13 protein-coding genes and 1 other annotated feature are annotated in these 16,852 nt (G+C 43.4%); of the genes, 9 read left to right on the top strand and 4 right to left on the bottom strand.

The annotated features are described in order from the left end of the window. Nucleotides 1-16 precede the first annotated feature (16 nt). From ACTNDS_RS06505 to ACTNDS_RS06475, 7 genes are all read left to right on the top strand, one after another. Complete coding sequence (locus tag ACTNDS_RS06505) at nt 17-1,309, top strand: ABC transporter substrate-binding protein (protein ID WP_441034543.1); 1,293 nt, start codon at nt 17-19, stop codon at nt 1,307-1,309. 79 nt (nt 1,310-1,388) lie between these two features. After that, nucleotides 1,389-2,276, top strand: a complete 888-nt coding sequence (locus tag ACTNDS_RS06500; protein ID WP_117850467.1) for a carbohydrate ABC transporter permease — start codon at nt 1,389-1,391, stop codon at nt 2,274-2,276. 12 nt (nt 2,277-2,288) lie between these two features. Further along, nucleotides 2,289-3,134: a carbohydrate ABC transporter permease gene (locus ACTNDS_RS06495; RefSeq protein WP_441034541.1), complete on the top strand. Its 846-nt coding sequence runs from the start codon at nt 2,289-2,291 to the stop codon at nt 3,132-3,134. 35 nt (nt 3,135-3,169) lie between these two features. Next, complete coding sequence (locus tag ACTNDS_RS06490; RefSeq protein ID WP_441034539.1) at nt 3,170-5,269, top strand: glycoside hydrolase family 3 C-terminal domain-containing protein; 2,100 nt, start codon at nt 3,170-3,172, stop codon at nt 5,267-5,269. Between the two features lie 4 nt (nt 5,270-5,273). Continuing rightward, complete coding sequence (locus ACTNDS_RS06485; RefSeq protein WP_441034538.1) at nt 5,274-6,044, top strand: polysaccharide deacetylase family protein; 771 nt, start codon at nt 5,274-5,276, stop codon at nt 6,042-6,044. Between the two features lie 86 nt (nt 6,045-6,130). Continuing rightward, the gene (locus tag ACTNDS_RS06480; RefSeq protein WP_441034537.1) at nt 6,131-7,699 is read left to right on the top strand and encodes a family 43 glycosylhydrolase; all 1,569 of its coding nucleotides are present in this window, start codon (nt 6,131-6,133) and stop codon (nt 7,697-7,699) included. A gap of 133 nt (nt 7,700-7,832) precedes the next feature. Then, entirely contained in the window at nt 7,833-9,086 is a 1,254-nt protein-coding gene (locus ACTNDS_RS06475) for a DNA polymerase Y family protein (RefSeq protein WP_441034535.1), read from the top strand. A gap of 52 nt (nt 9,087-9,138) precedes the next feature. Here the strand turns inward: ACTNDS_RS06475 and ACTNDS_RS06470 are convergent, their stop codons facing one another. The 4 genes from ACTNDS_RS06470 to ilvB form a co-directional block, all read right to left on the bottom strand. Continuing rightward, the gene (locus ACTNDS_RS06470; RefSeq protein WP_441034533.1) at nt 9,139-10,104 is read right to left on the bottom strand and encodes a P1 family peptidase; all 966 of its coding nucleotides are present in this window, start codon (nt 10,102-10,104) and stop codon (nt 9,139-9,141) included. 226 nt (nt 10,105-10,330) lie between these two features. After that, complete coding sequence (locus tag ACTNDS_RS06465) at nt 10,331-10,963, bottom strand: ECF transporter S component (RefSeq protein WP_019162660.1); 633 nt, start codon at nt 10,961-10,963, stop codon at nt 10,331-10,333. A gap of 397 nt (nt 10,964-11,360) precedes the next feature. Continuing rightward, a complete protein-coding gene (ilvN, locus tag ACTNDS_RS06460) occupies nt 11,361-11,870 on the bottom strand; it encodes an acetolactate synthase small subunit (protein ID WP_019162659.1) in 510 nt (169 codons plus the stop codon). A gap of 17 nt (nt 11,871-11,887) precedes the next feature. After that, on the bottom strand, nt 11,888-13,606 hold the full coding sequence (gene ilvB, locus ACTNDS_RS06455; protein WP_441034531.1) for a biosynthetic-type acetolactate synthase large subunit: 1,719 nt from the start codon (nt 13,604-13,606) through the stop codon (nt 11,888-11,890). 393 nt (nt 13,607-13,999) lie between these two features. Then, nucleotides 14,000-14,272, bottom strand: a binding site (T-box leader). Nucleotides 14,273-14,552: 280 nt separating this feature from the next. Here ilvB and ACTNDS_RS06450 point away from each other — a divergent pair. Together ACTNDS_RS06450 and ACTNDS_RS06445 are read left to right on the top strand one after the other, a co-directional pair. Beyond that, nucleotides 14,553-15,107 (top strand): helix-turn-helix domain-containing protein, encoded by a 555-nt coding sequence (locus tag ACTNDS_RS06450; RefSeq protein ID WP_441034529.1) that lies wholly within the window; start codon nt 14,553-14,555, stop codon nt 15,105-15,107. A 437-nt stretch (nt 15,108-15,544) separates the two neighbouring features. Beyond that, nucleotides 15,545-16,762, top strand: a complete 1,218-nt coding sequence (locus ACTNDS_RS06445; protein ID WP_441034528.1) for an aspartate aminotransferase family protein — start codon at nt 15,545-15,547, stop codon at nt 16,760-16,762. Nucleotides 16,763-16,852: the final 90 nt, after the last annotated feature.

Here is a 16,852-nt window from a genome sequence, read left to right as displayed (position 1 = left end):
AAGGAGGATTAAAAAAATGAACAAGAAGAGATTACTTTCAGTATTACTTTCAGCAGCTATGGTAGCGGGAACCATGGCAGTAGCAGTGCCTGCATATGCAGATGACACAGAGGAAATCACATGGATGTTCTGGGATGACCTGGAAGCTACAGAGGATCTGGTTTCCAAAGGATACAAAGATGTTATTGATCGCTTCAATACAGAATATGAAGGGAAATACCATGTAACACCGATCACAACAAATCTGGAAGAATATGACGGAAAATTAAATGCCCTGATCGCAGCAGGACAGACACCGGATGTATACATTTGTAACCCGGGACCCAACATGGATGTATATGTAAATGCAGGAGCAGCAGCAGATCTGACAGATATTCTTGAGAATCAGGAAAAAGACTGGTACGCAACATTTACAGATGGAATCTTTGACAGACTGACTTATGATGGAAAGATTATGGCAGTTCCTACAAACTTCGCAGCTGCCTGTGTATACTATAACACAGAGCTTTTTGAGAAGGCCGGAGTAGAAGTTCCGACTACCTATGATGAACTGATCGATGTATGTAAGAAACTGCAGGATGCTGGTATTACACCAATCTCCTGTTCCGCAGGAACTGCATGGTGCCTGTCAATGATCGCAGGTTATCTTTGCGACCGTTCAGGTGTAGATCTTCAGGCAATCGCAGATCATACAGCAAACTGGACAGACGATAACTGTATTGCTGCAGGTGAGAAATTAAAAGAGTTATCTCAGTATTTCCAGGAAACAGCAGCTGGTGACTCCAATGATCAGGCTACAGCAAACTTCTACAATGGAGATGCAGCAATGCTGGTACAGGGATCATGGGCTATGGCTCAGATCAATGGCAATAATCCTGATTTCCAGGGCAAATGCGGTGTATTCCAGTTCCCTGAAATCGAAGGAGCGAATGATCCGAACCGTATGATCGTTAAAACAGACAACTTACTGATGAGCTCTACAACAGAGCATCAGGATGCAGCAATTGCACTGATGAAGATGTTTACAGATGAAGAAGCACAGAAATATACAGCAGAAATAGGAGGAAAATTCCCGATCATTAAAGATCTTGACATTGACTATGACAAAGCTCCTGCACAGCTGAAATATGTTCAGGATATTATGGACAAAGCAACTGGTACTTTTGGATTCTACAATGAATCTCTGGCATCTGTAGAAGCAGGTGACTGCTTCGACAATGCAATGGTTGATATATTCCTTGGAAACCAGACTCCGGAAGAAGCCTTCCAGACAGTACAGGATTTCTATGAAGAAAACGTCTGGAAATAATTGTGGATAGATAGTACAGAATTTACATGGCTGCTGCGGAAGAAAAAAGTTCCGCAGCAGTTTTTAAATGGAGGCAATTATGGATAAAATTTTACGTAATAAGAAGGCTATTTTCATATTTATCGCACCGGCACTGATCATGTTTGTCCTGGTACTGGTTATCCCTATGGTGCAGATGGTTTATTATTCTTTATGCGATTATGCGGCATTGACACCGCCCAAATTTACCGGACTTGCAAACTATAAAAAGCTATTTTTTCAAGATTCTACATTTAAAATTGCGTTAAAAAACTCTATTTTCTTTATGATCTTTTCTGCTATCACTCAGCAGGTGATCGGCCTTGGTCTTGCAGTTATGCTTACCAATATTAAGAAAGGCAGAAACCTTTTCAAAAATATTTATTATCTTCCATCCGTTCTTTCCTCAGCAGCCTTAGGTCTTTTATGGGCATTTATGTTTAACCCAAAGATCGGTATCAATAATCTGCTGGCACAGTTCGGAATCAAAGGCCCTCTTTGGCTGATGGATTCCAAAGGTTTTATTGTACTTCCCATGTGGGTGATTGCGTTTGTTGCCTTATGGCAGTATGTTGGACAGAATATGATGCTTTATATGGCTCAGATTACAGGAATTTCCAGAGACATATATGAAGCTTCTTATATAGACGGCGCATCAAAGACACAGTCATTCCGTTACATTACACTTCCGTTGATTAAACCAATGATGGTAACTTCACTTTCATTGAACTGTATCGGTTCTCTTAAATTCTTTGACCTTGTGTATAACATGACTCAGGGTGGACCGAACCACAGAACCGAGGTGCTTGCGACAGAACTTTATGCAGAAGGTTTTAACTATTTTAAATATGGTTATGCCAGTGCGATTTCTGTAGTCTTACTGGTTATGTGTCTGATCGTAACATTATTGGTTAAAAAAGTAATTAAAGTTGAAACTTACGAGGGCTAGGAGGTAACAGAGATGCAGACAAAAAAATCAAGAAAACCGGTAAAGCCTGTTACAGTAATTCTTTATATATTTCTTATTGCACTTGCTGTGATTTATGTGGCTCCGCTGTTATGGATGTTAAGTGTTTCATTAAAAGATAATGCAGGCGTAATGGCAGCTCCATTTGCCCTGCCGGAAGTATTTCACTGGGAAAATTACCAGCAGGCATGGACAATGGGTAAGCTTGGAACTGCACTTGTAAACTCAGTACTGGTCTGTGGGATCACACTTGTAGTCAGTCTGTTTTTTGGAGCAATGGCAGCATTTGCCATTGCAAGAATGCGTTGGAAATTATCAGAAGCAGCACACACATTTTTCCTGATCGGAATGATGGTTCCGGTACATTGTATCCTGATTCCGCTGTTCGTACGTTTTGCAGGGATGGGATTGACTAACTCAAGAGTAGGTCTGATGATCCCGTATATTACGTTTTCTCTTCCGATGACTATTTTCCTTCTGACAGGATTTTTCAAATCTATGCCTGGAGAATTATTTGAGGCAGCATCCATTGACGGATGTGGAATTTATGGATGCTTTTTCAGGATCGCACTTCCCCTTTGCAGAACAGGATTCTTTGTTTCAGGTCTTATGACATTCGTAGGTAACTGGAATGAGCTGTTGCTGGCTATGGTATTTGTCTCAGATCCGGTAAAGAAAACACTGCCTGTAACACTTACATATTTCGTAGGACCATATGCCACAAACTATGTACAGATGTTCGCAGCAATCATTATCGCAATCGCACCAACCGTTATTGTATACTGCCTGTTCAGTAACCAGATTGTAGAAGGCCTGACTACAGGTGCAGTAAAAGGATGATGCATAAAAACAATGCATAAAATTAGGAGGCTTGTATGAACAGAGACGAGGCAAGAAAAAAAGCACAGGAACTGGTATCCAAAATGACACTGGAAGAAAAAGCCAGTCAGTTAAGATATGATGCGCCGGCCATAAAAAGACTTGGAATCCCGGCATATAACTGGTGGAATGAGGGACTTCATGGCGTGGCCAGAGCAGGACAGGCAACTGTTTTTCCTCAGGCAATCGGAATGGCTGCTACATTTGACAGAGACTGTGTAGCTGAGATGGCAGATATTGTAGCGACAGAAGGGCGTGCAAAGTATAATGCATATTCCAGCGAAGAGGACAGAGATATCTATAAAGGACTGACATTCTGGTCTCCCAACGTAAATATTTTCCGTGATCCCAGATGGGGCAGAGGGCATGAAACTTATGGAGAAGATCCATATCTGACAAAGGAACTGGGAGTGGCTTTTGTAAAGGCACTTCAGGGTAATGGAGAAACTATGAAAGCTGCGGCATGTGCAAAGCATTTTGCAGTGCATTCCGGACCGGAAGCGATCAGACATGAGTTTGATGCAAAGGCATCTGCAAAAGATATGGAAGAAACGTATCTGCCTGCATTTGAAAGTCTGGTGGAGGAAGCGGATGTGGAAGCAGTTATGGGAGCATATAACCGTACAAACGGAGAACCATGCTGCGGAAGCCCGGCACTGCAGAAAAAGCTCAGGGGAGACTGGAAGTTCCAGGGACATTTTGTATCAGACTGCTGGGCGATCAGAGATTTCCATGAACATCATATGGTGACTAATACGGCTTATGAGTCAGCAGCACTTGCTATCAATAATGGATGCGATCTGAACTGTGGAAATACATATCTTCATATTATGAAAGCATATGAAAAGGGGCTTGTCACAGAGGAAAGGATTACAGAATCAGCAGTAAGACTTTTTACTACCAGATATCTTCTTGGGTTATTTGATGGCAGTGAATATGATAATATTTCCTATAGGGAAGTAGAATCAGCAGAACATCTGGCAGCAGCAGAGAAAGCAGCAGCGAAGAGTTTTGTACTTTTGAAGAATAATGGAATTCTTCCATTAAAAAAAGAGAATATCAAAACAATCGGAATTGTGGGACCTAATGCAGACAGCAGAAAGGCTTTGATTGGAAATTATCATGGAACTGCATCCAGATATATTACAATCCAGGAGGGAATCCAGGATTATGTAGGTGAGGATGTGAGAATTCTTAGCTCTGTAGGAAGCGAGTTGTTTAGAGACAGAACAGAACCTCTGGCATTCAGCAGAGATCGTCTTGCGGAAGCTAAGATCGTTGCAGAAAACAGTGATGTGGTGATTCTTTGTGTAGGTCTGGATGAGACACTGGAGGGTGAAGAAGGAGATACCGGAAACAGCTATGCATCCGGAGATAAAGAGAGCCTGAAGCTTCCTCAGTCCCAGATTGATTTAATGGAAGCAATGGCTGGTTCCGGAAAACCGGTGGTTCTCTGTCTGATGGCAGGAAGTGATATTGATATGAGCTATGCAGCAGAGAAATTTGATGCAGTTATGGTTCTGTGGTATCCGGGAAGCCAGGGCGGAAAAGCGGCAGCAAAAATTCTGTTTGGGGAAAACTCCCCATCCGGCAAACTTCCGGTTACCTTTTACGAGAGCCTTGAAGAACTTCCGGAATTTACAGATTATTCCATGAAAGGCAGAACCTATCGTTATATGGAAGGAAAAGCACAGTTCCCCTTTGGATATGGACTTACCTACAGTAATGTAAAAGTAGAAAATGCAGAGGTAAGACAGTGCGGACGGCAGATAACAGTAGAGGCAGAAGTATATAATAAGGGTAATGTAGATACTGAGGAAGTTGTCCAGATTTATGTAAAAAATCTTGACAGTAAAAATGCAATTCCAAATCCTGCACTGGGAGGATTCCAGAGAATTTTTATAAAAGCAGGAGAACGCAGAAAAGTTATGGTTCCTGTCTGGGAAAAGGCATTTACAGTGGTAGATGAAAATGGAGAACGCGTAGAGGATGGCAGGAAATATGAGATTTTTGCAGGCTGCAGCCAGCCGGATGAAAGAAGTATAGAGCTTACCGGAACAGAACCTGTAAAGGTAATCTGGGAGAAAGAAGACTGAGCTTATGAAATTTGAATTGTTTTATCCGCAGTGGAAAGACCGGGCAGTTACATTCAGCTATGATGATGGCCAGATTTTTGATAGAAGACTGGTTGATATTTTTAATAAATATAATCTGAAAGCAACATTTCATCTGAACTCAGGGACTTTGGATACAGAAGGATTTATAAAAACACAAGAACTGAAAAGCTTATATCAGGGACATGAAATTGCCTGTCATGGTGTTGCACATGAGTATCCCACACATCTTTCGCAGGAAAGACTGGTTCAGGAATTTTATCAGGACAGATGCAGTCTGGAGAGAGAAACGGGAAGGATTATCAGGGGATGTTCTTATGCATTTGGAGAATATGACGAAAGGGTCATCAATACCCTGAAGAATCTTGGGTTTGCATACAGCAGGACTGTGGAGTCTACAGAAAATTTCCGCATTCCGGAGGATTTTATGAGGTGGACTCCGTCCTGTCATCACAATGATGCATTCAGAGGAATTGCAGAAAAGTTTTTGCACAAACCGGATTATCAGAAGCTTCCTCTTCTCTATGTATGGGGACACAGCTTTGAGTTTGACCGGGAACAGACATGGGAGCAAATGGAAAGCTTCTGCAGAAAGATTTCAGGCCATGAGAATGTGTGGTATACCACTAATATAGATTATGTGAATTATATGAATGCAGCCAGAAACCTGATATTCAATGCAGAATGTACCTATGTAGAAAATTTATCAAAAATAAAAATATATTGTAAAATAAATGGAGAGTGCCAGATCTTATAATCTGGCATTCACTGATATAGGGTTTTCTGAAAAGCATATAAGAGAGTCTACAGACTTCATATTTGATTTACGGGAGGAAATGATCAATGATAACTTGTAAAAATCCGATTTTAAGTGGCTTTTATCCGGATCCGTCCATATGCAGGGTGGGAGAGTGGTTTTATCTGGTTACATCTACTTTTGCATATTTTCCGGGAATTCCTGTATTTCGCAGCAGAAATCTGGCACAATGGGAGCAGATCGGCAATATATTGACACGGGAGAGCCAGCTGCCCTTACAGGGCTGTGAACATAATGAGGGGATTTATGCTCCTACACTTCGGTGGCATAAGGGAACTTTTTATCTGATCACTACCAATGTATCTGGCGGCGGAAATTTTATAGTAACTGCAAAAAATCCCCAGGGTCCATGGTCAGAACCTCATTTTTTGGAAAATGCCAGGGGAATCGACCCTAGCTTATTCTTTGATGAGGATGGAACCTGTTATTATATCGGACAGAGAGAAAATTCCCGTGGCGGCAGGTACAATGGTGATTGCGAAATATGGATACAGAAGCTGGATTTGCAGACTTTCAGGCTAGAAGGGGAGGCGCATCCTGTTTTATATGGATTCCAGAGAAATGCAATCTGGCCGGAGGGTCCTCATCTTTATAAAAGAAATGGTTATTACTATATTTTTCATGCAGAAGGTGGAACAGCGGAGCATCACAGTGAAATGGTGGCCAGGAGTAAAAATATTTTTGGTCCCTATGAATATGCAGGGACAAATCCGATCCTGACGCACAGACATTTGGGAAAAAATGCGGAGATTAACTGTGTAGGACATTGCGATCTGACTGAGGATGGACAGGGAAACTGGTTTATGGTTGTTCTGGGCTGCAGACCTGTGGACGGAAAGACATTTCTGGGAAGAGAGACTTTTCTGGCAAAGGTAGAGTGGGAGGATGACTGGCCGGTGGTAAACCCGGGAGTAGGAATGCTGGAAAAGGAAATCTGTCTGCCTGGTGAGAAGGATAACTCTATGCCCGGAGAGCTGAATGAAGTCAGAAATTACAGTTTCAAAAATATGACAGATAAAAAGCTTCCACCGGATTTTATGATGCTCAGAAATCCCCAGCCGAATGCTTATACAATAGATGAACAGGAAGAATGTTTAAAACTTCCTGCAAAAGCTGTGGCAATTGGGGATAATGGGAGTCCTTCGTATGTTGCGGTGAGACAAAAGCACCATAGATTTCAGGCAGAGACGGAGTTTTTGTTAAAAGCAGGAGAAAAAGGTGACAGAGCCGGAATTGCCTATCTTCAGAATTCTCAGAATTATCTTCTGGCAGAATATGGAGAAGTAGGGGCAGACGGCTATATCTATGTCACAGTATGTATCAATGGAACAGAGAAAATACTTGCAGAAAAGAAAACAGAGAAAAGAGGTATGCAGACCCTGAGATTGAGCGTAGACCAAAGCCTGGCACAGGTATGGCTGATTCGGCCTGAGACGGAAGAAAAATCGCAATGTATAATCAGGGAGGTGGATATCAGCCATATGTGTACAGAAGCGGCAGGCGGTTTTACCGGCTGTACAGTGGGAATGTATGTACACTCTGAACAGAAACAGAGTACAGGCTGTGCGCAGTTTTGCAGATTTACGGTAAAGTAACAATCATTCTGATGATTTCGGCAATTGGTTGTTCTGCCTTTGCGTTTGTGTTAAGATAAAAGTAAGTAGCGAAGCGGGTTGCCAATATCCGTTTGACTTATGATTAAGCGGCAGGAGCAGAGGAGGCAGAACTGTGAAAAGTACGGAACGGCTAATTTTTCATATAGATGTAAACAGCGCATTTCTTTCCTGGGAATCAGCCAGAAGGGTGAGCCAGGGACTGCCGGATCTCAGGGAAATTCCCTCCTGCGTAGGAGGAGATCCAAAGAAACGGACAGGTATCGTGGTTGCCAAATCTATCCCTGCAAAAAAATACGGGATCCAGACCGGCGAGCCTGTGGCTATGGCTCTTCGGAAATGCCCCAATCTGGTAATCGTTCCCAGTGATTTTGAATTATATGATAAATGTTCTCGGGCATTTAAAGCAATCTGTGCTTCCTTTGCGCCTGTAATGGAATCCTTTTCCATTGATGAGGTATTTCTGGATATGACAGGCACTTCTCTGATCTATCCTGACCCTGTAGCTGCAGCTTATGAGCTGAAAGACAAGATTCACAGAGAACTGGGATTTACAGTAAATGTGGGAATTTCTACCAATAAGCTGCTGGCAAAGATGGCATCGGATTTTCAGAAGCCGGACAGAGTACACACTTTGTTCCCGGATGAAATTTCGGAGAAAATGTGGCCCCTTCCTATTCGTAACCTGTTGTTTCTGGGAAAAGCTTCCGAGCAGAAGCTTCTGAATCAGGGAATCCGTACTATCGGTGATCTGGCGAGAGAACGGGAAGCCAATGTGCAGTGCTGGCTGGGGGAAAAGCCGGGACACCAGCTCTGGCAATATGCCAGAGGCATCGATCATTCAACTGTAAAGGCAGTACCGGATGAGGCAAAGGGCTTCAGTGTAGAAACTACTTTTAACGATGATATTACTTCCACAGAACAGGTGTTGCCCATTTTGTTGGAACAGTGTGATGTTCTGGCCACCAGAATGCGCAGGAAAGGAAAGAAGTGTAGCTGTATTTCTGTTACTTTCCGGACATTAGATTTCCGAAACCGTTCTCATCAGGCAAAGCTGGAAAATGCTACAGATCTTACAGATGAAATTTATGCAAATGCGACCAGACTTTTTACAGAATTCTGGAAAGGACAGCCACTGCGCCTGATCGGTGTGTCACTGACCGGTCTCACGGACGGTTCCTTTGAACAGATGTCACTGTTTGAAGATACAGAAACAAAAGAACGCCGCAGAAAGCTGGATGCAGCCATGGATGAGATACGTATGAAATTTGGAAATGATAAGATTACCCGAGCCAGTATTATGAACAGCAGTGCACGGATCGGGCGAAAGGCAAAAGCACAAATGAAAAATGAAGACAGGAAAGAATAATAATAGAAGCGCAGAGAAAAAAGTATAATCTCTGCGCTTTTATAGTGGATTGCTATACATATTTCAGAAATTCTTCATCCGGAATCTGAGAGGTATGGATGGCATTCTGGATAGCCTGTGCCATGACTTCTGCAGCAAGGGTTCCGGCCATGTTAATATCCACAGAAACATCACCAATGCTTGCTGCATAGATGGAATCGCCATCTGCCATAGTTGCTACAGGATTGATGCATCTGGCATAGGCACAGCGGGTCATAGAGGCAATTTTGTTCAGCTCAGATTTTGAAAATGCCCCATTGGTGATCACTGCCCCGATGGTGGTGTTGCCGGTAAACTGATCGTGAGGTGTCATAAAACGGTATAATTCCTGGACACTGTCCAGAAAGTCTTTTCTGTCAGGTGTTTTTAGTCCGGCAATTTTCTGGCCATTTTTCGGATTAAAAATATCCCCTATTGCATTGACAATTACCACTGCAGCCATCTGGAAATCACCGGCAGATACAGCGGCAATCCCAAGCCCGGATTTCATGGATTGTTTCATGCCGTAGAGTTTTCCCACAGTTGCACCGGTACCTGCACCGATATTTCCGGTTCTGGTATCTGTTCCGGAAAATGCCTGACGGCAGGCTTCCTCGCCCATTTTTGCAGTTGGGCGTACTTTAGGGTTTCCGTAGGAAAGGTCATAGATGCAGGATTGACACACAAGGGGAACCAGCGCTGCACCGGTGTTATAACCTATATTCTGTGATTCCAGATAGTTCATCACACCGTCAGCGGCAGCCAGTCCATAGGCAGATCCGCCGGATAATACAATAGCGTTGATGGGATTGTCGGCGGTGACAGGAGAGGTGAGAGGTGTTTCCCTGGAGGCAGGACCACCGCCGCTGATATCACACCCCACCTTTGCTCCCTGTGGAAAGTAAAGAACAGTTACACCGGTCTGCCCGTCATGATTCGAGGCATGACCGATGCGTAAATTTGTAAACTCTGTAATAGAAATCTCTTTTAGTAATGACATAAAAATCTCCTTCTGATAAAAAATCCCTGACTACAGTGACAATGTAATCAGGGACTTTTTAGTCAAGCGGATATTCGCAATCCGCTTCGCTACTTGCTCATAACCGAATAACTGCTCCGCAGTTTATCAGAAGGAGCTTGCACTCCTCCTGATACAAGCAAGTCCCCACCCACTGCTTATTGCTTTTCGCAATTGAAGCAGGGGACTTACTTGATTCGGTTAAATATTATGCACGTTTCAGTGCTACAGAAAGTGCCTTGGAAACAATACTTCCCACTACAAAGCAGAAACCTGCCTCAATCAGTCCCTGAACTCCTACAAAGGCTGCCACAAAGACAATCGGATTACTTACACCAAGGGTGGAAACAATACCCTGAATATAATCAGTGTTGTAGAAGAAGAGACATAAAAAGCCCATGAAGAAGAAGGTATTCAGTAACGGACATGCCAGTGAAGCAATGTAATAGGAAAATTTCTTCGCCGGTGATTTATGTAATGCTGCAAAAATAAGTCCAGTGATCCATCCTTCCAGTACACGTGCCACGATACATACAATAAAGGTTGCTGCCGGGCTGATATTAAAAAGTGCAGCTGCGAAAGCAGAACTTCCTGTAACAGCCATATAGAAGCTGGTTGCACCGAAAGTAAATCCACATACAGCTCCGCCCTTCGGTCCAAGAATAATGGCACCTACAGCTACCGGGATGGTGAGAAGAGTGATGGATAAGCCGGGAGTACGAAGGTAACCCAGCGGGGTAAAGGACATGAGCAGAATAATGGCAATCATCATAGCCAGTTCTACCATGTAAAGAGTGTTACTCTTTTTTGCTACGTTTGTTGTTGTAGTTGTTGCGTTCATATAAATTCTCCTTTTGGTCTGATAAAACGGCGCAATGCGTCCCCTGCTTTTCAGACAGTTTAGAGTATGGGGATTAAGCGTTTTGAAAAATCTGCATCAGAATAAAAAGATATGAAATAAGAAATATCTTCCGGTAAAAATTTCCAGTGTGTAGACGCCTTACAGGTCGCCTCACAAATTTAACCAGACTGCGAAGTGGATGATTTGCTCCACCAGACTGCCAGATGTGGAAAACAGATGCATTTTCTTCCGAATAACGCTCCCGTAAACAATAACACATTTGATAAAAAACTGCAATGTTTTATAGCATGTTTGAAAATAAATACAGGATATAGAGTTACTGTGAACGGAGTGAACAGTAACTCTATATCCTGTAAGAAATGATTGATAGTGAGATTTAACGTTCCATCATACTGATAGACTCAATTCCTACACTTCCTCCACGCACCACTTCAATTCTGTGGAATTCTTCCTTGATTAGTTTCACTACTGCATCATTCTTGGTTGCTGTCTGGACAAATTCCAGAAGCAGGCTGTCTTTGCCGTAGTCAATGACCTTTGCTTTGAAGGTTTCGGCAATCTGAAATAGCTCAACCTTATCTTCTTTGGAGCAGTTGAAAACCTTAATATACAGAATCTCCTTCATGCGGACAAATACGTCGGTGAAGTCAATAACCTTAATCACCTCAATCATACGGTTTAACTGCTTTTTAATCTGCTCAAAAGTCTCATCATCACTGACAGTTGCGATCGTCATTCGGGATACGGTAGGGTCTTCTGTTGTTCCTACTGTAAGACTGTCCAGGTTATAACATTTTCCGGAAAAAAGACCGGAAATTTTGGACAGAACACCTACCTGGTTCTCAACATAGAGAGAAATCCATCTTTTTTTCATTCCTTTATCCATAATAATATTCCTCCTGATCAACAGTCCATAATCATATCTTCCAGAGTTCCGCCTGGTTTGATCATAGGATAAACCATTTCCTCAGGGTCAATGATGAATTCGATTACTGTAGGTGCCTTTGTATTCTTTTTGGCTTCCTCAAAGGCTGCCCCAATTTCCTCTTTCTTTGTGACACGGATTCCCTTTGCTCTGTAGCTCTCTGCAAGTTTAATGAAATCCGGGGTGTACTGTGGATATTCCATACCTTCAGTGCGGCGGGAAAGTGCTCCTGCACGCAGGTTGGTCATGGCATAGCGCTTGCCGTAGAAAAGCTTCTGCCACTGGCGTACCATTCCAAGATATTCATTGTTAAAGATACACAGTATAACAGGAAGCTCTTCCAGAACTGCAGTTGCAAGCTCCTGGATGTTCATCTGTACACCGCCGTCACCTGAGATAACGATGACCGGTCTGTCAGGATTCCCGATTTTGGCTCCGATACCGCCCGGAAGACCATAGCCCATGGTTCCCAGACCACCAGACATGATCATCTGCTTACCCTCTGTGATTTCAGCATACTGGGAAACAAGCATCTGATGCTGTCCTACATCTGTTACGATAATACTGTTTTCAAACTGTTCATTGATCTCTTTCAGAATATCCATGGGACTTAACACATCGTTTGGACGCATTTTCAATGGATGTTCTTCTTTCCATGCCTGGATTTGCTCAAGCCATTTGCCGGTAGGACATTCCTGTACATATTCACTCATCTTTGTGATAGCTTCTTTTGCATCAGCAACAATGGGGATATCCACCTGAATATTTCTGGAAATGGATGCAGTATCAATGTCAATGTGGATAATCTGGGCATGTGGTGCAAATTCATGAAGCTTTCCGGTGATTCGGTCATTGAATCGGGTTCCGATGGAGAAAAGCACATCGCAGTTGCTGACTGCCATGTTTGATGCATAGGCACCATGCATACCAAGATTTCCGATATAGAGCGGGTGGTCTGTAGGGAGGGAGCCTTTTCCCATTACAGTTGTGACAACTGGTACCTTTGTTTTTTCTACTACTTCACGGAAGATTTCGTGGGCGCGGGAGATTACTACACCGCCGCCGGCCAGGAATAAGGGACGTTTTGCTTTATTTAAAAGTTTGATGGCACGTTTGAGCTGGCCGATGTGGACATCTGTGTTTGGTTTGTAACCGCGGATGTTTACATTTTTAGGATATTCTGCGCTGCCAAGTTCTGCCATGACGTCCTTTGGAAGGTCGATGAGGACAGGTCCCGGACGGCCGGTGCGGGCAATATAGAAGGCTTCTTTGATAATTCTGCCAAGGTCTTCACGTCTGCGGACAGTAACGCCGTATTTGGTGATGCTTCTGGTGATTCCTACGATGTCTACTTCCTGGAATGCATCGTTACCGATCAGGTGGCGGGCTACCTGGCCGGTGAAGCATACAAGGGGAACACTGTCATAGTTGGCTGTTGCAAGTCCTGTTACAAGGTTGGTTGCGCCGGGACCGCTGGTTACCAGACATACGCCGACTTTGCCGGTGGTTCTGGCATAGGCGTCTGCTTCGTGGACAAGGGCCTGTTCGTGACGGGGGAGGATGATTTTCACGTCGTCCTGTTTGTAGAGTTCGTCACTGATGTCGATGGTACAGGCTCCGGGATAGCCGAAGAGGTATTCTACGCCTTCTTCTTTTAAGGCTTTGACTAAGAGTTTGTTGCCGGATATTTGTTTCATATTTGGGTAAACCTCCTTTGTGTATGTGGATGGGGACGCTCAGAAATTTATTTGTTTGGTGTGCGGTTTCGGAGCCTAGTAGATCTAAGTGTCTGAAAATCTGCTAAAAGCGTTCAGAAAAATCTCAAACTCGCTGCGCTCAGACAGTGAGATTTTTCTGAACAACGCAGATTTCCAGGCACTAAGATCTACACGACTCCTGCAAATGCACACCAAACAAATAAATTTCTGAGCTGTGTATTGGCCAATACAGGGTGGGGCAGAATGGCGCTGCGCTGATTCTGCTGAGCAAGTAGCGAAGCGGATTGCGAATATCCGCTTGGCTGTGAGTGTAAATAGTTTATTGTGATAAATGATAAATAAAATATAGTAAAAAACGCCCTGGGCTTGTTTGCCCAGGGCGAAAAATAATCTTCCGCGGTACCACCTGTATTCAGAGTCTGGCTCTGCACTTTGTCAGTACTGATATACTGTGTTCCTGTAACGTGGAACTGACGTTGAAGCCTACTTGGCATATCTGTCCGGATCTATGGAGCATCAGACTGAATATGCGGTTGGGTTCACTGCTCGAGGGCTACTTCTACAACTCGTTTGCGGAAGCTCGCACCGACCGCTTCCTCTCTGTGCTTTCCGGGGTTGTGTACTCCTCCCTGTCATGGCATTTGGCTGATAGATAGAGATATTTATTGTCCGGATAGGGTGGACAATTGTTTTCTTGGGTTACATTATACATTTGGAGAGAGGAAGTTGTCAACGGGGTTTTGGATAATTGCTATAAAATTTGTGCTCTGGAATGAATTTGGGATACGTTGCAGAGAACGGGGTAAACAGTAATGGAATTGACAGATTTCTATATTGCTGATATAAAAAAGAAATAGTACAGTTATTCGGTTATGAGCAAGTAGCGAAGCGGATTGCGAATATCCGCTTGACAAGGAGGGAACATATGGATTATTTATCGAATAATGTGGCGGTGAATCTGAAGAGGATTCGGAAATCCAAGAGTATGAGTCTGGATCAGGTGTCTGAGCAGACGGGGGTGAGTAAGAGCATGCTGGCTCAGATTGAGAGAGGGACTGCCAATCCTTCTCTGGGTGTGCTGGGGAAGATTACCAGTGGTTTGAGGATAGAGTTTCAGGAGCTGATTCAGCCGCCGAGGGTGGACTGTTGTCTGGTGACGCCGGCAGAACTGGTTCCTACCAAGGAGGTAGCAGGACAGTACAGGGTATGGACCTGTCTGCCTTATGAGGATACCCGTCTGGTGGAGGTGTACCGGATCGAGGTGGAACCGGGGGGTGTTTATATCAGTGGCAGCCATGGGGAGAAGACAAGAGAATATCTGGCTGTTATGGAGGGGGTGCTTACTCTGGAATGTCATGGTGAGAAGTATGAAATCAACAGAGATCAGGTGTTTAAGTTTGAAACAGATCAGGAGCATGTCTATCGGAACACAGGGAAGGAGAAAGCCTGCTGTACCTGTTTCTTTCTGGATTATCATTGATGCAGTTGTATGAGGGATTCTGTTGCTAAAGTGGAGCAGGTGAGTTTATCCGAAGTATGAGTGTAAAATGTGCAATATAATGTACGAAAACGATAAAAAAGATACACCTGGAAATGAACATCTGAAAAGAAAGAATGTATGTAATGGTTTGTCAGTCTGCCATTTCATGAAGAGGCTGTGTCGTTATGAATTGTTGAGAAACCTTTATAATATCCCACGAATATGCAGGAAATATTGGATGTACAATAAGGAGAATACAGAGCTTTTTGTAAAAAAATGTAAATGTTCAAAAAAACATGTTGACAAATCATAAGGGCAGTGATATTGTAAGGATGTACAAAATAATACACAGAAAAAGTTAAGCAAAGGCGCTTACCCATACGGGTCAGTTTGTCTTTGCTTTTTTTATTATCTTAAGGATGCAGGAGGACACAGCTATGAAATTAAAAGACACAGGATTAACTTTTCAGGACATTAAGGACAAAGTAAACAAGTACATGATCGAGACTTATGAGAGATTTGATTTCCTTGCAGAGACAGCAGAAGGCATGTACATTTATGATGAGAATAAAACCCCATATCTTGATTTTTACGCCGGTATTGCAGTAAACAGCGCAGGAAACTGTAACCCTAAGGTTGTAGCTGCTGCAAAGGATCAGTTAGATGATATTATGCATACATTCAACTATCCATACACAATCCCGCAGGCGCTGCTTGCTGAGAAGGTCTGCGAGACAATCGGAATGGACAAGATTTTCTATCAGAACTCAGGTACAGAGGCTAACGAGGCAATGATCAAAATGGCCCGTAAATATGGTATTGAAAAGTATGGTCCAAACCGTTATCATATCGTAACTGCAAAGATGGGATTCCATGGAAGAACCTTTGGTGCCATGTCTGCAACAGGTCAGCCGGGTAATGGATGCCAGGTTGGATTCGGACCTATGACTTATGGTTTCTCCTATGCACCGTACAATGACCTTCAGGCTTTCAAGGATGCATGTACAGAGAACACAATTGCCATTATGGTTGAGCCTGTACAGGGCGAGGGTGGTGTACATCCTGCAACAATGGAATTCATGCAGGGACTTCGTAAATTCTGTGATGAGAACGATATGCTTCTTCTGATCGATGAAGTACAGACAGGATGGTGCAGAACAGGTGCTGTTATGTCCTATATGAATTATGGTATCAAACCGGATATTGTATCTATGGCAAAGGCTCTGGGCGGTGGAATGCCAATCGGTGCCATCTGTGCAACAGCAGAGGTTGCCAAAGCTTTCACAGCTGGTTCCCATGGAACTACATTCGGCGGACATCCGGTAAGCTGTGCAGCTGCACTGGCTGAGGTGAATGAGCTTCTGGACAGAGATCTGGCTGGAAATGCAAAGAAGGTTGGCGATTACTTTGCAGCTAAGCTTGAGAAGCTTCCTCATGTAAAAGAAGTAAGACATCAGGGACTTCTGGTAGGTGTGGAATTTGATGATACTATCGGCGGAGTGGATGTAAAACATGGCTGTCTTGACAGACATCTTCTGATCACAGCTATCGGAGCGCATATCATCCGTATGATCCCACCGCTTATTGTTACAGAAGAAGAGTGCGACAAAGCTGTAGAAATCATCGAAGATACAATTAAATCTCTGGAAAAATAAAAATCCGGCAACGGAGTGATACAGTAAAAGGACAAGGGCGTCACGAATTATATTCGTGCGCCCTTTTGTGATATCAGAGTCAAAAGATCA

This window comes from Blautia sp. HCP3S3_C12, assembly GCF_052064155.1.
In the GTDB taxonomy this organism is placed as follows: Bacteria; Bacillota; Clostridia; order Lachnospirales; family Lachnospiraceae; genus Blautia_A.
This window is presented reverse-complemented; position numbering and strand designations above follow the sequence as displayed.